The organism is Algibacter pacificus, from assembly GCF_008033385.1.
Classification (GTDB): domain Bacteria; phylum Bacteroidota; class Bacteroidia; order Flavobacteriales; family Flavobacteriaceae; genus Algibacter; species Algibacter pacificus.
In genome coordinates this window covers 548,223-569,591 of sequence record NZ_VOGY01000001.1, presented here as the reverse complement: position 1 = coordinate 569,591, position 21,369 = coordinate 548,223, and the positions used below count along the sequence as shown (strand labels likewise).

General features: G+C 39.2%; 9 protein-coding genes. All 9 read right to left on the bottom strand.

The window, feature by feature from the left end:
- Window positions 1–12 precede the first annotated feature (12 nt).
- The 9 genes from FQU21_RS02700 to FQU21_RS02660 all read right to left on the bottom strand — a co-directional run bounded on the left by FQU21_RS02700 (window position 13) and on the right by FQU21_RS02660 (window position 21,347).
- Window positions 13–2,826 (bottom strand): family 78 glycoside hydrolase catalytic domain, encoded by a 2,814-nt coding sequence (locus FQU21_RS02700; RefSeq protein WP_246124730.1) that lies wholly within the window; start codon window positions 2,824–2,826, stop codon window positions 13–15.
- A gap of 378 nt (window positions 2,827–3,204) precedes the next feature.
- Window positions 3,205–6,084: a glycosyl hydrolase gene (locus tag FQU21_RS02695; RefSeq protein ID WP_147676483.1), complete on the bottom strand. Its 2,880-nt coding sequence runs from the start codon at window positions 6,082–6,084 to the stop codon at window positions 3,205–3,207.
- A gap of 202 nt (window positions 6,085–6,286) precedes the next feature.
- Window positions 6,287–6,754: a glycoside hydrolase family 78 protein gene (locus FQU21_RS02690; RefSeq protein WP_147676482.1), complete on the bottom strand. Its 468-nt coding sequence runs from the start codon at window positions 6,752–6,754 to the stop codon at window positions 6,287–6,289.
- Between the two features lie 13 nt (window positions 6,755–6,767).
- Window positions 6,768–9,464 (bottom strand): glycoside hydrolase family 2 protein, encoded by a 2,697-nt coding sequence (locus tag FQU21_RS02685; RefSeq protein WP_147676481.1) that lies wholly within the window; start codon window positions 9,462–9,464, stop codon window positions 6,768–6,770.
- Window positions 9,465–9,490: 26 nt separating this feature from the next.
- The gene (locus FQU21_RS02680; protein WP_246124729.1) at window positions 9,491–10,936 is read right to left on the bottom strand and encodes a sulfatase; all 1,446 of its coding nucleotides are present in this window, start codon (window positions 10,934–10,936) and stop codon (window positions 9,491–9,493) included.
- A gap of 6 nt (window positions 10,937–10,942) precedes the next feature.
- Window positions 10,943–13,804 (bottom strand): glycosyl hydrolase, encoded by a 2,862-nt coding sequence (locus FQU21_RS02675; protein WP_147676480.1) that lies wholly within the window; start codon window positions 13,802–13,804, stop codon window positions 10,943–10,945.
- Window positions 13,805–13,809: 5 nt separating this feature from the next.
- A complete protein-coding gene (locus tag FQU21_RS02670) occupies window positions 13,810–16,554 on the bottom strand; it encodes a family 78 glycoside hydrolase catalytic domain (RefSeq protein WP_246124727.1) in 2,745 nt (914 codons plus the stop codon).
- 54 nt (window positions 16,555–16,608) lie between these two features.
- Window positions 16,609–18,048: a sulfatase family protein gene (locus FQU21_RS02665; RefSeq protein ID WP_147676478.1), complete on the bottom strand. Its 1,440-nt coding sequence runs from the start codon at window positions 18,046–18,048 to the stop codon at window positions 16,609–16,611.
- Between the two features lie 23 nt (window positions 18,049–18,071).
- Entirely contained in the window at window positions 18,072–21,347 is a 3,276-nt protein-coding gene (locus tag FQU21_RS02660; protein ID WP_147676477.1) for a glycosyl hydrolase, read from the bottom strand.
- Window positions 21,348–21,369: the final 22 nt, after the last annotated feature.

Sequence of the window (21,369 nt, the reverse complement as noted above, 5' to 3'; positions counted from 1 at the left end):
TTTCCGTTTTTTTTAGCTTTTAGTTTTCTGGTATTCAACCGAATAGTTTCCAGACCCGAGCACCAAAAACTTATCAACGAACTTCGTTTGATTCTTTTTCTGGAATTTATTCCATTTTTCTCCGTTTATTTTTAGTGATTTGAGTTCCTCTGTGGATAGTACGAGTTTTGCTTTTGTATTAAAAGGCACCTGCAAATTCATTGAAAAATTAGAATTATTTATATGCCAACTATTAAGAATATTGCCATAAGGTGTTGGTACTGTAACACTAGAAGAAGTTATGTCATTTGAAAACTTTGGATCTACCGTAAACTCTTTAAAACCTGGAGCTGTATACATTGGTTTTATTCCGCCTAAAGACTCATAAAAATAAGCTGAAAAACCACTATGCATAGGGTGGTTTTGAGAGCCACCATTGTCTTCAAGCTTTATATTCCAATCAATTTGACGTTCTGGCCAAGTGGTAAAACCGAAATTCATTATAAAAGTTTGACTTGGAAAGATAGGAGTCGTTAAAATTTCATGTGCCAAATTGGCTTTTCCATATTTTGCTAATACAGAATAGATATAGCGATTACCGTGAATTCCTGTAGCATGATGCCCACCTTTTATGACACTAACGTTATATTCTAAACCATTTACCACAGTAGTAATTTCAGACTCAGGAACCATCCCAAATTGCAAAGCCATTACCGTTGCTGTTTGACTACCGTACCATTTAAACTGGGTTGATGGAATCGTTTGTAAAAATTCAGTATTAAAAGCGGTAAACAATTCTTCTTTTTCATGTTTAACTTTTTGCTCAAAAGTTGGGTCATTATTCATTTTAGCAAATTTCTCCATAATACCCAAAACATCATAAAAATAGGCATTTGCAGAGATAATAGGATCACATTCCATAGCGCCTGGATTCTTTTTTCGGTTCCAAGCAGGAGGACACCAATCCCCCATTCCGTTTTGTATAATTCCTTTTTCATCTTTAAAAGATAAATAATATTTGGTCAAATCTTTCATCTCTTCATAATACGCTTTCACGATTAAATCGTCACCATAATACAAATAATTATACCAAGGCAAATACATCGTTGCTACGCCCCAATCTAATTTGGCAATACCTGATGTCCTTTTACCAGGTGCTATCATAGTAGGAACATTATGCACAACTTGTTTATTATTGTGTGCTTGGACAGGAATCATTTGAGTTCGAATATCTTCCATATATTTTTTATAGAAGTTCAGCATATCATAGTTATATAGAGCATACTCACAATAAGCATGTGCATCTCCTAGCCAACCATTTTTTTCACGGTGCGGGCAATCCTCAGGAATCCCATGAATATTATCTACAATGGTCCATTTACTAACGCTGTGCATTTGATTATACAAAGGCTCAGAACAAGTAAAACTTCCATTTTCTTGCAAATCAGTAGCCACCAAGATCGCTTTAATCATAGCCGCATCAGGCTTGGTTGATATGCCTTTTAATTGTGCATACCTAAAACCGTGGTAACTGAATTGTGGTTCCCAAGTTTCCACGCCTTCTCCTTTACATATATATTTGAAGACTTGTGGCATTCCATTAGCGCTTCCGGCCGTAGTACCCCGAAAAATATCTTTGCCATTTGGAGTCACGGCTTCGGTGGTGATAATTTCAATCAATTGTCCTTTTTCACCTTCTACATTTATTTTGACCCAACCAGCTATATTTTGACCAAAATCTACAACCCAATGACCATCTGTACCTTTAAAAACGTTTTGAGGCTCTAGTTCTTCTAATTTTCGAATAGGAGGAAATTGTTGTGCACTAATTTTATTTACTTCAGGCGAAACCACTTTGACCTTCCCCCATTGGACATCATTAAAATTTATTTTATTCCAATTGGGTATTTCATAACGGGCATCATAGGTATCTCCTCCGTAAACATTATTAAACACTATTGGGCCAGTAGATTCTTTCCATTTCTCATCTGTATAGAAATTTGCCTGACTACCATCATCATAAGTCACTTTGATTAACAAGCGAACCAATGGCTGACCATAAGAATGGTTTTTTTTAGCTCCTCTCCATCTCCAACTAATATCCTGACCGTAAAAACCATTCCCGACAACAATACCAATAGCATTTTCCCCTGACTTTAACTCCTTTGTTACATCATAATTAACATAATAGGCCTGCTTATCGTAATTCGAAGGTGCAGGATCTAGTACATGATCACCTATTTTTTCCCCATTGATATACCATTCATAATATCCTAAACCACAGATGTAAGCCTGGGCATTTGTAATTTTTCTTTTGGGCGTAAATGTATTTCTAAAATAAGCGGCCGCATGTCCTGCTACCATTTCTGGCTCTTTCATTCTACCTACTCGATATTTTCTTAATCGGTGTGGTGAAGTTCTGGTATCTTTATTAAGACCAATCCATTTTGAATCTCCCCAATTAGAAGTATCCATCAGACCCATCTGGAAACTTGCAAGCGAAGACCAATCTGAAACCTGACCTTTTTCGTCCCAAATTTTCACTTTCCAATAATACTTTTGTGTAGGTTTCAAATCTTTGCCTGAATATTTCACATATACTGATTTGCTACTGGAAACTTTATTTGAATTCCATAAATCAGCATCTTTTTCATTTAGTTTATCCATAGATGAAGCCACTAAAAGCTGATAGGCAGACTGCGATTTATTCAAACCACCAGCTTTCACTACCCAAGAAAAAGAGGGTTGTTTGCTTTCAATAGCAGTAGGATTGGTTTGCGAATCACAAGTAAGGGATTCGAACGAAAGCTTTTGAGCAACTAGTTGATGCGATATTATAAACGACAAAATAGTTATGAAAAATTGTTTTTTTAACATGTTATCTTTTTTTAAACGTCTAGGACGCTATAGTTATTAATTATATTTTTATTTATTTCACACTCACATTAAAGACGTATTCACCAGATTTTACAACCTGTTTTCGTTGAGCAGTATAACCTGCGCCTCACAGTTGTGCAGAACTCCTATTTTTACTCATACGTATTGGAATTTAGCCTCTTCCTTTCCGCTTTTATTTCGTCATAAATGGTGTAGTGATCTACTTCTCTACCATGTTGTTGGTATACTTGATATTTTCCTGCGCTATTGCGCGAATTGATGTTTTCAGTATTAAAAATATAGAAAACTTCTCTTTAATACTTTTTTGCTTTTTCAGTCCAAATTCATTTAATGCTTCAATTGTACCGGCCCCATTAATCCTGATGGAACAAGCGGATCCTTGGCCGTGTAATGTCTATGGGTAATAAATGTTTTCCGCTTTGATGTATTCGGAATCGGTTTTCCTTCATTCAACCATGTTGGAACTTTCTTTAAATCCAGTCGTTCAAGCTTTTCATCACCAATCAGACGGTTAATCCACGAATTGGTGACTTCTATCTCAACTTCATTTTCACCCATTTTTAGGGCTTTAGTTATTTCAATCCGATAGGGTGGTTTCCAGAGCAGTCCTAAATCACTGCCATTTAGTTTAACCCGAGCCATAAAATGGACATCTCCAAGATCAAGGTAAACAGGTTTATTCATTTCATTCACCACAAACTTCTTTTTATAGGTGGCACTACCTGAAAAATATTTGATCAAGGAATTGTCATTATTATTCCACTCGTCCAAATATCTAAAAGTTACAGGTTTTTTAGGACCGTATGCTGGATCGAAAGTTATTTCCCAGGGACCTTCAAGAGTTGCGAACTCCCTAAGTTCAGGTTTTGGATTGTTGTATTTCTTTTTATCAGTAAGTTTTTGGAATACAACAAAAACAGAACCGGCCGGCGCCATGTTCAGAACGATTTTGGTGCGCCCGTCCTCAGTGATTTTCCAGTTTGTTGCCGAAGTGATTTCTCCGGTTGATGCATCCCATAATTCCGGTATTTTACCTGAAACTCGGAAAGTTGCGGTAATTTTTCGTTCCGCTAATTGTCGATTGGCCACGAAATAGATATCGGCATTTTCGGTTTTACGGTGAATGTATTTGATGCCATTCGTTTCTGAAGATTCAAAATCGGGTGATAAGTTTTTACAGACATCTGCAATTGCTTCTGGTGCAGTAATTAAACCTGATTCCCAAAGTTCTTTTGTCATTTTCTCTACGACTTCATCACAATTCGGGTAATCGACCAGGCTGGGAGATGAAACCGGAGGTGGAGAAAGTACACTGGCACCACTTTTAACAAGACGGTTGATTTCATGCAGTGTTTCAGGTGTAAAGCGCATTGAATTTCGTGGATATGGAATATCGCTCCCAGCAGAGCGTTTCTTATCGTCAGTGGATGAGTGTGGCCGGTTGTAAGGAACAATCAGATGCTTGTAGATCATGCCTGAGGATGTATAAATACGCCCATTTTTGACAGATAAGTCCGCCAGGGTTTTGCTGTTGGTCACGTCATAGTCGTATCCAGGAGGAATCACTGGGTAAATATCTTTCCGGCGAGCAGTCGTATTTGGATAGTCCTCGGGGAATATATAAAGAAAATCGGCGCAAAATTCTCCCTGCCTCAGCATAAACTGGCAACGCGAAAGGTATTCGAAGTATTCCTTGCTTTTAGGAACCCACGTGTTGTTTCGGTGTAACTGGATCCCGTGTGGGGCCATAGTCATGCCTGGTTTAACATTTTCGTTCCAGGGTTGGTGTGCCCAAGCATGGAATATCATACGATTCAGCCCCTCTGTAAAGTAGTGATCTCCAGTAGGTTTTATAGAATATGGGGTGGCATGAAATGCTGCATCTTCTCGGGTACTTGTAAAGCTCTCGGCTGCAACCACTTTTTTCCCTGTAATATGTGCAGCCGATGATGCCAATTTGGTTGACCACTCGTGCCACGCTTCTGGTCGTCTATACCAAAATTCACCCATGGGTATATCCGGGATTTTAGCCATTTCAAATCCATCAAAAACAGATGTCCCATAGGGTTCAAACATTAGTTGAAGATTGTTTGCATTGGCTTTTTCCCGAAAGTAGAGAATATAATTTTCGGCCATAAGGTCAGCACAAACTTTACGGAAGTCCCATAAAAATCGCTCAGACAACTCCAGCGACTTCACCACATAGCCCGCCAAACAGGGTGTCCAAGGCTCAAGATCATAACCACAGCGGGCTTTAAACTCTTTCTCAAAACCTTTGGTCCAATTCTGATAAGCCACTTCGTAACTATCTATTTCTAATGCGCGCAGTACGTTGTCTTGTCCTTCGTTTGACGCTTTGATAAGCGGTTCAATTAAAGCATTCCAATGCAGGTCTACTGCGCTACGGTCAAATTTATCAATTTCCAGTCCGCGTCCTGCAGCGGTAGCAGGTTTGTTAGTTTCCGGACTGTTGGTATACCCCATTCGAAGTACCATCCATTCGCCTTTTGGCAAGCGGACATTTAAAGTTCCGTCCTCCTTCATTTGGCCAGTCAAGTCGATGACTTGTTCAGGTTGAACAATGTCATCCGCTGCAACCGTACGCGTATCTGTTGGGAGTCGGTAAAGCCTCAGATGCTCAGATTTGTAATGCAGGCCTTTGACGTGCCAATCCTTTATTTTGAAAGCTCCTTTTGTAGCCGGAAATGCCAATATCTGAAGATCCTTGTAATATTCATGTTTCTTGTAAGGACGTTCCAGCATTATATTCATTGATGTTCCGGACGATTCAACCAACTTTTCGGTAAAAGTTAGAATTTTTATTGCTTTTTCCGGGGTAACCCAGGGGCCACCAGTAGCTGACCATCCCTCGCAAACGTGTGAAGTTACTTCGATACCAAGCCTTCCTGCTTCTTCTGCTACATACTTTTTTAAAGCAAACCACTCGTCAGAACTAAATTTTACCGGACCATCGGGTAGAATGTGGTGCCTCACTTCCATAATAAGTACCCCGCCTATTCCTACCTTCGACATCATTTCAAGATCCTGTTTAATCCCCTCCTTGGTAACATGTCCACTCATCCAGAACCAGTAAACCCAAGGTTTTGCAGAATCTGGGGGATTTTTGAAGTCTTGTTCAATATTTTGTGCTCCCGTTAAAAAATGCATGGATACAATGAGCATAAAAACCAAATTAATCTTCTTCATATTATGTAATGTTAAAATTTGTTTTAAATATTATTAAATCTAAATTTACTTAGCCAATACAATTTTAAATGGGTCAAGCAAGCCTGCCAGCGTCAGTGAGTTTCTCATAATGAAAGTTCATGCGCTCCCACATATTCATGCGTGCCCCGAAGTAGCTGGCCAAATGAAACTCTATACATTCCGCTTCAATGTCTTTTTTACGCTACCACTCTGTTGCCCATTCCTCCTGGTTGCACCAAGCGATCCACTGTGCGCTTTTCCAATCTTCTTTTGAGAATAAGTCTGTAGAGAAATAGACAGGCTTCCTCCATTCTGAGATTGCTTTACGTACATCCCAGCCCCTTACTTTCCAGAAATAAGAGGAAGCAGGTTCTAGCGCTTGTCCTTGATACATGATCTGTATGCTGCTTGCTCTCTTCACCTTCTTAGAATCAAAGACATCTCCAATGTTTTTATCCAAATTCTCTTGTGAAGTAGCCACCAAAAGCTGATAGGCCGTTTGACCTTGTCCCTTTTCATCACTTTTCATCTTCCAAAAAAAGTGAGAATGTTGCATATCTATCCTTTCAGGGTTGCTAAGGTATTTGCATTTTAAATCGAATAGTTCTACTTTGGCCAATAGGGTGTTGGCACAAAACAGGAGTAACAAAGCTGTTACAATTTGTTTCATCTGTTGTTTCAATTTATAATTTCTTATATATTTCAATCGCATTTAAAACAGGTTCGCCTACCATTTTTTTGAAATCAACGGTAATAAGCCCATCTTTACCAACGGTTACTTCCGATTTAACCTTCACGGCCTGGTACTCGCCGTATTGCCCTATCAAATCAAGTTTGTCAATAACAGTTTGTTCGTTAATTAATACTGAGAACGTACGGTTAGTTACCCCTTTTATGGTTTCATCTTCATCGGCTAAGTCATAAGGGAGATGTGTTGCTTTAGAGCCTTCTAGTTCAGCAAAATGCAACTTCACTTCATAAACGCCAGCTGGTACTTCTAACTTAAACTGCTCAATACCTACTAATTGTGTTTGATAAATAGGATCTTTAAACGTACCGTTGATCGGATTTTTAGCCCCATAAGGCTGTTGCATTCGTCTAGCAGGACGCACATAAGGCTTGCCCCCAATACTACCCCAAGAACCTTCGGCGTATTCCTTGTTAAACATCCAAGCGTGATCAAACTGATCGTCGTAGAAAAAGCGCTGATCGCCCACGTTGATAGATATACCTGCTGCTGGGAAATTGTCTTTTAAGTCTAAAGGCAATACATTCACACGCACTGCCGTGAAATCTTCACAATAGTCTGTTGCTTTATTGACTGCTCTTAGCCTGTTGATACCGTCCATAAAAGGTACCTCCCACTGCATCCAGATCTTATCCATCTTTTTTGTTCCCAAGCTTTTTCCGTTTAAGAACAACTCAATCTCCTTCTGATTAGAGAACACATCCACTGTCATCGTAGAAATACCTTTAGCAGTAGGGTCTTCCAAATTTGAACGTTGCTTCCAGGTTTTGGCCGCAATAGCCACAAAAGGCTCATCAAGCAAAGCCGCCTGATAGTAATAAAATACATTTTTAGGTGTGCGGTCGATACCAATCAGTCCTTTGTTATTAATACTCTGCACGGCATCCGAACGTCCCTCCGAACTGAAGTCGGCATAGTTCCACACATTAGCGCCAGCTATCCAAGGCGTTTTTTTGAAGAAATTCAGGTAATGGTTGTGATACTCCACCGCATATTCCTGCGAAAAATCAAAACGAGTAGGTCTAAGCGTGTGCAAACGCGGATCAGCACCAGCACCATATTCTGTTATGATCATTGGCTTGTGCACCTCGCGATGGTACTTTTCCAACTTAGGCTGAAGGTTTTCGTATCCACCGCCGTACCATCCATCGTAGATATTCCACCCAATAATCATAGGGATGTCGCACAGTCCAGCCTCCACATAACGCTCCAAACCTGCATGATTAGGTATCATGGTATAGCGGTAAGGGTCTTCGGCACGGGTGAGGTCTTCCAAATCCTGTGCTAACTCAGCGATGTATTTAGTGTATTTCTCGTACTTTTCTTTATTCTTCTTATAATAAGGACGTAGAAGCACCTCATTCATATAAGCCCAGATAATAAGACTAGGGTGGTTATAATTTTGGCGAATCATTTCCTTCTGTGCACTCATACAGTTTTTGGCGAAAGCCTCAGATTCTGTTACCGTATCAACAATGGGAGTTTCTACAGATGTTATAATACCCAAACGATCGCACATTTCTAGAATAGCAGGATCTTGAGGGTAATGCGCTATGCGTAAGAAATTACTTCCCATCGCTTTCATACGTATCACATCTTCCACGTGTATATGATCGGGCAAGGCATTACCTATTTTATCAAAATCTTGATGACGGTTCGTCCCAATCAATTTTAGGGGTTTGCCGTTTAAGAAAAAGCCTTCCTCTACATCGAAACGAAACCAACGAAAGCCTAGAGAATTAACCGATTCATCCAATTTGTCACCCGTTTTAGCATCAACTATTTCGCACACCACACGGTAAAGATTCGGTGAATCGGGACTCCACAGTTGTGGATTTTCTACGGCGTCAAGCTCCAAATCATATTCATTAGATATTCCTGCAGTCAGCTTAAGTGTCTTGCTTTTTTCAGTCACTAATTCTTGGTTGGGACCATAAACCTTGGCCAACACTTTTACTTTTTTAGTGTCCGCCTCGTCATTTTTGATGCGCAGCTTTAGGTTTACTTCGCCACTTTCGGCAGAAACATTTGGCGTAGTAACAAACACACCATTAGCGGCATAATCTTCCACATTAAAGTGTACTTTTTCGGTTACCACCAAATTAACATCGCGGTACATACCCCCAAAGAAGGTAAAGTCGGCATGTAGCGATGGCCAATCGTCGTGATAGGAGTTGTCACCCTTTACCACCACATTAAAAGTGGTAAATTCGGCGTTTGCATCAAACGTAATATGCGGAGTCACTGGCACCACAAAACGGGTGAAACCACCAACGTGGGTACGCACCAATTTTTTATTAATGTAAACTTCGGCAGCAGTAGATACTCCCTCGAAAAACAAAAACACTTGTTTGTTTTGATAACTTGTAGGAATACGCACCTCTTTAGTGTACCATCCAGCCCCGCGGTAAAAACCTTTGCCTTCGTCAATCACATCTTTGTCGTTCCAGGTGTGGGGAATATCCACCCGTTCGGCACGCTCTAGTTGCGATAAGAAATCATCGACGTTAGCAATATCATTGTCTTTAATAAATTGCCACGACTCGTTAATGGTGTAACGGAGTGGTTTGGCTGCTTGTAATTGTATTACGCACATTAATAATAGTGCGATGCTTAAAACTTTAGTCTTCATATTATGCTTATATTTCAATTCCTAAATTAATTCAATTTGGTATTTAGTATTTGCTTCAACTCCTCTACTAATTCCGGATATTCTTTAGCTATATTCTTAGTTTCCTTTTCTGCAGAAGTATGATCATATAATTCCACAAATCCGTCCTTATGAAGTGTCATCCTATGCGTTGATGTTCTGATTGTGGAAGCTTTTCTTGTATATGCTATGGCCGTATGACCTTCAGTATTCGGGTCTACTAATATTTTTTTCATAGATTCACCATAGGCATATACCGGAATTTCAATTCCTGCTAAATCACATAAGGTTGGAAAAATATCCACTGTCTCTACTACCGCATCCGCCTTAGCACCAGTTTTTTTCATACCAGGGTAGTGAATGATTAGAGGAGAATGCAAAGATTCTTCGAATAAACTATGTTTTCCCCAAATGGCATGTTCTCCCAAGTGCCAACCGTGGTCGCCCCATAGCACCACAATCGTGTTCTTATCCGCTCCTGTTCTTTTCAATTCAGCTAACACTTTTCCTACTTGAGCATCAGCATAACTCACACAAGCCGCATAATGACGACGCACATCATCAGCAAAGTCTGCATCCTTATTGGGGTTTTTACCCCAGCGGTTGTATCCCATAAACTCACCAGAGCCGTGCCATGTGGTTTTTCCTTTCGGCTTTTCTGGGTGCTGTATGGCAGGCAAGTCAACGCCCTCATACCTGTCATAGTATGATTTTGGAGCCCCAAAAGGCAAGTGAGGCTTAATGATACCCACGGCAAGAAAGAATGGTTTATCTTCATTACTAGCCAGTTCGCGCAATTGCTTTAAAGCTTCATCAGCAATGGCGCCATCCGGATAAAGGTGATCATCACCTTCTACCGTCTGAAAAATATCCATTGTAGCTCTTGATTCACGAATCTCTCCATTGGCGAGTCCGTGCATGGCTCCTTTGGGATGTTCCCATTCTGCTACTGGCATAAGGTGTTTATCCCACGCATTAGGCATTTCAATTTTTGAGCTATCCGCCCAAACTTTGCCACCTCGTCCACCTGGATGGTGCGATACCTTGCCTACCGAAACGGTGGTATAGCCATTAGCTCTAAACCACTCCGGCATGCTTTTATCAATATCTTCTGTACCTTTTACAATCTTTTCTGACCGCAGAAAAAGAGCATTATTTCCTACTGGGCCATACTGTCCCGTGAGCAAAGTATAGCGAGATGGTCCACAGCTTGGGGCATTTACAAAATGATTATGAAAAGCTACTCCCTTTGCGGCGAATGCATCGATGTTTGGCGAGCTAATATATTCTGCTCCAAAACTTTTCAGTTCTGGGCGAAGATCATCTACACAGATCAGTAGCACATTCGGTTTTTGAGCAACTTGTGCTTCTTGACAATTAGTCAACATGAAAAAAGACAATACTACACCTAAAAAAAGTATTGTTTTTTTAATTCTCATTTCTATGATTTTCATATTAGTTTATTCCCCATTTGAGTTGGCATACCTTAATAATTGCACCGGACCTTGCAAACCAGTTGGCGCATAGTCTTTGTAATGTTTGGTCCACACATTTGTTTGCGGAATATTGAGGGATTTACAATAGTTAGCCAATACTGTAGTATAGCGCACCTCTATTTCGTTTTCTCCATTTTTGAGAAAATCGGCAATGGGGTAAATCGCTTTTCCATACCATCTTTTCCCTATTTTATTTCCATTAATGTACAATTCTGTAATTCCCTCGTTAACATCACCCAAATCGATATGCGTGAAGTTGTCAGCATTGGTCATTGTTGTTGTATACGTAATGACGCCGGCAAATGATTTTTGCGATTGATCTGTTGACTGACTAAAGTCAATTAGCTTTTCCATTTCCCAGTTAAGTGTTTTACCGTTGATATGTTTGCCCTCCATTTTCCATACGCCATTTAAAGTGTCGGCGTAGGCTATCGTTGTGACTATGGGCTTATGCAGGTCATCTGGTTTCTCATCTTCGAAAACAAGAAGCAAAGACTGAAGCGGTGCTAAGTTGATCGTTAACTCATTTGTTTTTGAAGCATAATAAAATGGTTCTCTTTCGCCCGTTTCAGGATTCCATACATAGGGGTATTTTCCTTTTACAGAAAACTCAGCGTCAAAACTGGTACTTTCAAAACGGTGAATATTGGTAAAGAAATAAATGTCTTTGTCCTTCGTTGTTTGGTGTATTTGATAGACTTTACTGCTTGGTTCACTGATGTGAACATCGGGGTCAAGTCCTGACTTTTTAAGAAAAGCATTAGTCCATTCTCTTAATTGTTGAATAGATTTTGGCGCAGCAGTTTGAATAAATGATTTCGGGTATTTTGAAACCGCTTCGTTCAGCGTAGCGTTAACAAGCTGATCATTCTCTTTATAGTTACTGTAGCCCAATGATTTTGAAGGTAATTGGTCAATGACAATCACTTTTCCTCCATTTTCAACATACTTTTTAACCGCCTTGGCCGCTTCAGGACTTATGGATGTCATGCTGGCTAACACCAGTAATTTGTATTGCATTTCGCCATAGGCTATGGTGCCATTTTCAAGCTTGGCCTTTTCTAGAATGCCCTGATTAATATATTCGCAAGAATAACCCAATTGGCTTATCGGCTCCCATAACTTATAAAGGTATTCCGGTTTATTATGAAAACTACTGCGTATTAGACCTTCATCTCCCCAAATATCAGCGGTTGGCCCAATAACGGCAATGCTTTTCTGCGGTTTTGAATTTTGAAACACATAAGACAAACGAGCGTTATAGTCCACCCAATGATGAAGGTGCTGCCACCACGTATTTCGTTCACTAAAAAAAGCACCATACCTTATCCATCCGGGAAATTCTACATTCAGAGGCGAATAATTGAAGCCGTGCAATATGGTATGGTTAATACCCGTGATAAAGTTCATATCATCGTGCTGCTTTATTTCTTCCAAGGTAGTCCTGAAAACACCCTTCGTATTGGTCATGGATTCGCAGGAGATGATCTTTCTGCCTGCTAAATGACCACCGGCAGCTGCATACATGTTCCAAGTCATATAACCGTGGCCTTGTTTCCACTGCCATTCATCGTCCTTCATTTCAGCCGAATAAATCCAGTTGTTGCTTTCAGGAATATCGGGAATCATATAGCCATCCAACATCCCCATTAAAAACGGCGTACCGTAAGCCTGATACCTACACAGCAAGTTTTCTTCTGTACAAAAATCTTGAAAGGTTTGTGTGAAATTTTGCAAGAAGGTTTTCACCAATAAATTGTTATAATCGTAGCGTACACGCTTTAATTGGTCTTTAAATTCGGATTTAAAATGCTCCTCGTGTTGCTCCTCAAGATAGCCTTTTCTATGGCCATAAAAGATAAAAGGAAGCCACTGATCTATAGAATAGCCATAGGTGTCGAAAAACAACTGTGACATATCATCGGTCCAGTTAGCCCCCGAAATTTCGATACTATCACAAAACAAAGCCCGCAATAGCTCACTTAAAGGAATGCCTGTTTTCTCTGCTATTTTCTTCAATCGCGACAAGTAGGCAATGGTTACGTCTTTTTTGTAATGGTCCATTACCGGGCCAGCACCACCGGGAGCACCCAGGTACACCTTTTTAAAATTTTGCTCCAACACACCATAGCACAGACGGTAACTCCCCGGGTTATCAATCTTGTAACTGAGCTTACCCTTTTGCTTGAGCTGGTCGAGTAAATCAATGTTCTCATTAACGCCACTGCATTGTTCCGGTACCAGTTGGAGATAAGACAGTGTGTGATGTGTGCTTTTGGGATTACGCATATTTTGCTCTTCATAGAGCCTTGAAATAAGCATTTGTTCATCGACATTGATCGTGGCTCCCTCTGTATAAAAGAGGCTATGATTGAGCATACGCTGACAGGTTTCGTCCTTGTCCAGAAACTCACCTCCAAATGGCCAACCCGTTCCTACAATCAAATCCGCAATCATATTCAAGTCTTTGGTTTTCTTACAGGCGTGTACCAGCATCTCAATCCATTCATCACTCATCCACACCAATGCTTTGTCGCCATTATCAGGTGCATGCTTTGGCATCGCAATCGGATTTATTTCCACACCACCAAAACCAACGTCTTTCAGCAACTCTAACTCACGGTCCAACTCATCGGCATTAACCTTATTACCGTTCCACCACCAACGCACAAAAGGACGTGCCTCTGCAGGTGGATTTTGAAACCCGAGATATAGCTCCTGAGTTCTGGTCGTCTTTTGGTTTGGTGTGCAACTTATACAAAGTAAAGTTATGATGCCTATAAAGAATGATATGTTAGTAAATCGTTGCATATTAAGCTGTTTCATATTATTTATTTGTTATCACTAGAAAAATGAGAGACGAAGGAATAGGTACCTGGAGCTACACTTAAGATAAATGACTGCTCTGTTTTTTCTATCACCTTTATAGCTTCACTTTCATTTATATTCTGTCCGTTTACGGTTAAGTTTTTTTGTGTATCGCCAGGCACGATGACTGTAGCCATAGTATTCGATGGAATAGTGACTTCCAGTAAAAATTGATCATTATCCAGCTTCCAGTTTGAGCTAATCAAACCATAGGGACTATTGTAAGAAGCCGAAGCCGATGTTAATGATCCACCCGGAACGGGCGCTATTTCAATTTCTTTATAGGCCACCTTTGTGGGTTTAATACCTGCAATACGCTCATACATCCAACGACCGATAGCACCGTAGGCATAATGATTAAAAGAGTTCATGCCATCTTTATGGAATCCATCTTTTTTGGTATAACTGTCCCAGCGTTCCCACATGGTGGTTGCCCCTTGGTTGATGGAATAGAACCATGAAGGATAGGTTTCCTTAAAGAGAATATCGTACATCAAATCGTATTCGCCTGCTTTGTCTAGTACCAAAGGTAGAATAGGCGTGCCTAAAAAACCGGTACGCAAATGATTGTCGTACTCAGCTATCAGACGTTTTAGGTGCTTTATAGCCTTAACTTCCATTTCATCTGACAGAAGTTCAAACTCTAAGGCCACTAAATAATGGGTTTGTGTTTCAACTTTATGCTTGGCACGTCCATCGACATGAAACCAACGTTGTTCAAAAGCGGTTTTTATGGAATCGTGAAGTGTAGAGAAGTGTTCAGCCTCTTGAGTTTTCCCCAATACACGGGCACTGTTCGCTACTAAATCAACACTGTGTGCATAATAGGCCATTTTAATGAGTTCCTTTGACACATCGCCTGCACCACGTCCACTTTCTGTTAATGGTTGTAGCCAATCACCAAAGGATTTAATATCTGGAATATGATCAATGGCCTGTGAAGTGCAATAGTTAACCCATTTGACCATGGCCGCATAATTTTCTTCTAACACCTCAACATCTCCAGTTCTAAAATATAACTCCCAAGGAATGATTACAATAGCATCTGCCCATCCTGACGAGTGTCTTTTACCCAAATTATTTGGTACCACCCAAGGGATACCTCCATCTTCAAATTGCTCGTAACGCACGCTTTGCAACCAACCTGCCCAAAAGGCATACATATCGTTATGAAACATAGATGTTGGCGAAATGATTTGTGCATCACCTGTCCAGCCCAAACGTTCATCGCGCTGTGGGCAATCCGTTGGGATATCAAAAAAATTCCCTTTCATTCCCCAACTAATGTTACTTTGTAATTGGTTTAGTTTTGGGTGCGATGAAGTGAAAGTTCCGTTCTCCTCAAAATTTGAATACTGCACCAGAGATTTCACCCAGTTTTTTTGTGGTATTGCACCTTTTTTATAGCCACTTAACTCTACATATTGGTAACCATGAAATGTAAATGTTGGTTTATATGTTATCATACCATCGTCTGCTGCAACATAATAATCTGTAGATTTTGCAGATCGGTAGTTTTTTGTATACATCGTGCTATCACGGTCTAGCATTTCAGCAAAACGTATTTTTAAGGTATCGCCTTTTAGCATGGGTACTTTTACAATAGGAACGCCAACATTATTTTGTCCCATATTAAAAATTGTTACGTTTTCATTGGGCTGATGCATGCTTTTAACTTCTAGGGCTTCCCTATTTACAACAGTTTCGAAACGTTTAGGTAATAACAAAACTGATTTTTCGATGTTGTGTGTTTGTGCTTTGTGCCACTTCTTATCATCAAAGCCATTGGTATGCCAATTGCCTAATTCATAATTAGCATCGTAGGTTTCACCATCATATATTTTGGCAATGCGAATAGGGCCATCTTTTGTTACCTTCCAACTTTCATCTGATACAACCTCCGTTTTCCCTTCTTTATGTTCTATTTCAAGTTGACACAATAAAGATGGTGTAAGGTTATGTTTCTTTTTTCTACCTCTCAAATAAACTTTACCTGCATACCAGCCTTCAGCAACTGCAAAAGCAATGGTGTTTTTGCCTTCCTTTAGCATATCTGTAACGTCATAAGTAAGGGTTGGTATATATTTACGATAAGGTACCCAACCTGGAGGCATGATGTCGTCCCCTACTTTTTTACCATTAATATAGGCTTCATAGACTCCTTTGGCAGTAATATACAATCGTGCATTTTTTATGCTTTTGTCAATATCAATTTCCTTACGCATGTATTGTGCAGGGAATAGTAGTGACCCTCTATAATCCTTCTCCGTAAGCTGATCGTGAGGAATACTGATCCATTTTCCAGACCAATCATCATTGTTTAAAAGTCCGAGCTCAAAATGAGCAACGTCACTCCAACTTGATTTCTTTCCATTCTCATCCCAGAACTGCACTTGCCAATAGATTTTTTGTCTTGATGTTAGTGCTACTCCATCATACTTCACATATAAAGATTGATTGGATTCTACCTTGCCAGAATTCCAAATATCCGCTTTATTTGGGAGTAAATCTGGGCTACTTGCAGCCACAATTTTATACGCCGTTTGTAGTTGAGTGCCTTTTGGTAATTTCCACGAAAAAGAAGGCGTAGCATCGTAAAAGCCTATTGGATTTTTAAACTGTTCACTTACAGTTAATGCTTTTGGACTGAAGTTATTTTGTTCATCAGCGCATGAATTTAACAAAAACACTAAAAATAATGCTATCAATGAGAACTTTGTTGTATAATTTCTTTTATATAGTTTCATACTTATCTTATACATTTAATGTATGTCAATCTTCTCTTTATCATTTCCATCCCATTGATACCCCCAAGCCTTCATATATGCTTCTGCTGGTAAAAATTCGTCGCCATTTTTATCTAGTATTGCTTGTAATTGCGTTTCTAGAGTGGCTTGTACTTTTTTGTATGCATCTTTCCCTGCAACATTATTCAATTGATATGGATCTTTCATATTATCGTACAATAACCATGGGCCATTAAGGTCTTTCACATACGTGTACTTTTCAGTTCGTACGCCCCTGTATTCACGCCCGCCAAGTTTATATTTCCATTGATGAAAAGGAACTGGGCACGTAATTAAAGCAGCTTCGATATTCAATTCTTCGGTACCCAAAAGCTGGCCGGTATAATCAACACCCTGTACTGTTTCAGGAATAGGTAAATCAGACATTCCCAACAGTGTGGGCATAATATCAGGAAAAGAAAACATTTTAGTCATTTTTGTACCCCCTTTTAATTTGGCTGGATATTTTATAACAAAAGGTACATTTATTGACTCTTCCCAAGGTTTTTGCTTCTTTACTTGCGAATGAGAATATAACATATCTCCATGGTCTGATGTTAACACAAAAATGGTATTTTCTTCGATACCCAAATTTTTAATTTCCTTTTGTAACTCTGCTATACAATCATCAAGTGCTGTTATATGCGAGTAATAACCTCTGATTTGGTCTTTCGCAACACCCGTTTTTTCTTTTGGCACGTTTGGACGTAATTTAATATCCATATCTTTATACATGTCCCTGTATTTTTCAGGTGCCGTTTTATAAGGCGCATGCGGAGGACCATAAGAGACAAACAACATAAAAGGATTATCCTTATTGTCCTGCATGTATTTTATGGCATCTTTGGTTTGGGCTATAGCGTCATAACCTTCCCACGTATGTTTTACATCATTTTCATCATAATATATAGAGTTATTATAATTGTGTGTGCACTCGTGTACTTTCCAATAATCGAATCCTTGACGACGATCGGCAGTAATAGGCAGTTGTCTCCCTTTATGGTTTTTCATTCCTTGAGGATGACCATTGATATGCCATTTACCAATATAACCCGTTTGGTAACCATTCTCTTTATACACTTCGGCTATGCAATATTCTTCCGTTGGAAGCGGCTTATCGTTGTAAAAAAGTCCGTGGCTAAGTGGGTATTTTCCTGTCATTAACGAAGCACGAGCTGGTGTACAAACAGGAATATTAGAAATGGCATTGGGAAATACCACTGCTTCTTTAGCCAAGTTATCAATGGCAGACGTGATTACTTGGTCGTTTCCGGCAAAACCAAGGTCCTGCGCTCTCCATTGATCGGTTAAAATAAAAACAACATTGGGCTGTTTCTTTTCTTGTGTTTTAATGTCTTTCTTGGATTTACAAGATATTACTTGTAGTACACACATTAGTATGATGAGATGTTTCATTTTATTTTTTAACTTTTAATTTATTAATATTCAGTAGTTTCGATTACAACAGGTCCTAATAAACCAGACTTTTGTAATGGAGATTCAGGCGTGATTTTATCGATAACTATCCATGTATATTTTTCGTCTTTTTCACGTGATTTATCTCTAATTAATTGATTTCGCCAGAGGTTTACCACTTCTATTTCTAAAGTGTTTTCACCTTTTATAATGGCTTCTGAAATATTTAATCGATAAGGCTCCATCCAAACACCGCCAACATCTTTTCCATTTAATTTTACTTTAGCCATTACCGAGACCTTACCAAGGTTAAGGAATAATTCCTGTTGTTCCGATACTTGTTCAATTTTAAATGTTGTTGTGTAAACAGCCTTCCCGGAATAAAACTTAATTTGCTCATCTGTTGAATTTTTCCAATCTATTAATTCTTTAAATTCAACTGGGTTTTGTGGGGCAATATCTTTATTGATAAAATCGACCATAAAAGGCCCTTTAACAGCTTGAACCTTTTTATATGCTGGGAAATTTTCTGAATACAATGGCTTTTGTGGGGCATTATTATCATCGTTTGTAAATACAACAAACCAACTTTGTGCAGCCTGCATTTTTAATGGTACCTCTATCCCCGTTTCTGTAACCTTGTGCTCTGGCAAAACCCTTATTTCTCCTGTAATGGCATTCCACAATTGTGGTTTTAAACTTTTGTTTGTTCTAAATACGGGTGAAATTTTTAGTGTTTCATCACTTTGGTTAGAGATGAAATAAATATCCATGTCTTCAGTTTTTCGGTGTATCCATAATACCGGAGCATCTTCTGGAACAGCAACATCTTTGTCTAAATTTAAATCTGCAAATACTTCTGAGAGTTCGTAACCATCCCAAATTTTACCTTTACCGTATTCAACATTCATTTTACCATTAGCGTAATCTCCATGCCACATTTTACCGACTAACTCCTTTACTTGATTATCAGCCATTGGATAATTTTCTAAACTTGGTGATTGTTCTGGTTTTGGCCCTAAAATAGTTCCACCTTCTTGCACCAACTGTTCAATTTTGGCTAATAATTCTGGGCGCATGGTTTTAAAAGGTGGCAATACCATGACTTTATACGACATGCCATCTGGTAACACGAATCGTCCGTCTTTTACAGACAACCTATCTAAAATAACTTCTGCATTGATATAATCATAAGAATAGCCTTTTGGAATTTCTGGGTTACGAACACCTGTCATTACTGGCGCATCCTCTCCTATATAATAACACACATCGGCTACATATTTACCTTGTTGTAAAAGATGTTGACAACGACGTAGGTAGTCGAAATAGGTATCAGCCTGACTAAACCAGGTATTATGACGATTAAATTCTGTACCAAACCAAGCATTCATTCCTGGTTTTCGATTATCATCTGGTTGCTGAATGTACAAATGCAATACAAAGTGATTGATACCCTCTGTTAATGCCCAATCGCCTCTCTTTTTCAGCATAGCAGGATGTCTTAAATACGCCCTTCTAGAAGATGTAAATGCTTCTGCCGAAGTTACTGATTTCCCATAAGTATGTGCTGTTGAAGAGGACGCTTTACACTCAATATTTCCTAATGTGCCTTCGTTCCAAAATTCTCCAGAAATTAAATCTGACTGCCCTCCATACATCATAAACTCGCCCGGGAAGCCCCAGTGTCCATAATTTTCAAGCCAAGTCTTAAGGTTGTGCTCATTACTGGCTTTTCGTAATCCTCCAACGTATTCGTAAGCGACATCATCTGCAATGGAACGACGAAGATCCCAAAGGAAACGTTCGGATAATTCAACACTTCCCACTATTCTTCCTGATAGTACTGGTAAAAATGGTACAGGATCATAGCCGTATTTTTCTTTGAATTTTTCTTCATACCCATCCGTCCAATTTTGAGCCCCTTGTTCATAACTATCCGCTACAACATATTTAAATGCCGATTTACTTTCTTCTGGAATGCGTTTTAAGAGTTCTCCAACAAAATTATCGAAGTGATATTGTGCCAAATCACTATTCATTTTATCGATTTCGTAACCCACACCTTGTGGGGCAGCAGGAGCATTTTTAGTACCTGTAGGCGTCATGCCCATACGCATAATAGTCCAATTTCCTGCTGGGGCATCCCAATTTAGTATGCCGTTTTCATCAAGTTTACTACTTAAATCAATCACTTGGTCTGGGCTTATACTTAAACTCTTGTCCTTAAGCTTTTCTTGCTGACCAAAAATGTAAGAATCCCATTTAATACCAGGAGTAGAATTCATCTTACCTAATTGTTTTTCAATGTATTTATCCAATACTGGGGCTTGCGAAATGTTAATTTCAGCAAAGCCATATCCACCTCTCTTTTCTCTAAAATTGGTACATTTTAATATAAACTTATCGGCTTTTACACTTGGCAAAATAGTTGCAAAATCTCCTGTTTCAATGGATGCCACATTAGGGGTTATGCGAAAACGGTCGAAACCAAATTCTTTTACGATTTTCTCTTTACCATCTACCACAGCGACCAAAGTCATATTACATTTAAACGCTTTACTAGGAATTATAGTAATAGAACGAGCTGTTATGGGTTCGGAAAGTTGAAAACTAATTTCTAAAGCTTCGCCTTTTTTGGGTTCAAAGCTCGTATCGTCTTCTTTGTTTCCATCGTTTAAAATGCTAACATCTACATCACTCCAATTGGCAGTAACCTTAGTAGGAATATATTGTGTACTTTTTATTTCTTCCGCTGATGATTTAAAAGCAAAAGTATGCGTGTCTTGAAATTCTTTTTTGGGTTGTGGCAACGCTACACTAAGTGGTTTTCCTCCAATAACATTCGTTTCACTATAGGTTAGATAACGCATGGCTTTTGTATAATCTACCCAAGGGCCTCCACTTTGGCTCCACCCTGGACAGTTAAACACACCAATATTTACACCAATACGCTTTCCTTCTTCCACAGCGTGTACCATGTGCGACCACCAATCTTCGCTTAGCATGGGTACTTTTCCATCTTTATGTGCTGGATTGATATTACCTATTAAAGCACCACCAATACCTGCTTTTTTCATAGCTTCTAAATCTTTGGTAATACCATCTTTAGATATATCATCATTAATCCAATACCAATAACACCAAATGGTGTTATCATCGGTTGGTTTTACAAAGCCAGATTTAATGACTTCGTAATTCTGTTCAGTAATGTGTTGACTCTTTGATTCATTGCATGAGTATAATAGAACCAATACTAGAAGCAACAAAAATTTTGGTTGATAATATGACGTTTTTTTCATGAGTAACGCTAATTTTATATTG

What these genes read in the sequence shown, in the direction of transcription:
- FQU21_RS02695 (WP_147676483.1), bottom strand. Translation starts at nt 6,084, where the DNA reads ATGAAGAAGATTAATTTGGTTTTTATGCTCATTGTATCCATGCATTTT.
- FQU21_RS02690 (WP_147676482.1), bottom strand. Translation starts at nt 6,754, where the DNA reads ATGAAACAAATTGTAACAGCTTTGTTACTCCTGTTTTGTGCCAACACC.
- FQU21_RS02685 (WP_147676481.1), bottom strand. Translation starts at nt 9,464, where the DNA reads ATGAAGACTAAAGTTTTAAGCATCGCACTATTATTAATGTGCGTAATA.
- FQU21_RS02680 (WP_246124729.1), bottom strand. Translation starts at nt 10,936, where the DNA reads ATGAAAATCATAGAAATGAGAATTAAAAAAACAATACTTTTTTTAGGT.
- FQU21_RS02675 (WP_147676480.1), bottom strand. Translation starts at nt 13,804, where the DNA reads ATGAAACAGCTTAATATGCAACGATTTACTAACATATCATTCTTTATA.
- FQU21_RS02665 (WP_147676478.1), bottom strand. Translation starts at nt 18,048, where the DNA reads ATGAAACATCTCATCATACTAATGTGTGTACTACAAGTAATATCTTGT.
- FQU21_RS02660 (WP_147676477.1), bottom strand. Translation starts at nt 21,347, where the DNA reads ATGAAAAAAACGTCATATTATCAACCAAAATTTTTGTTGCTTCTAGTA.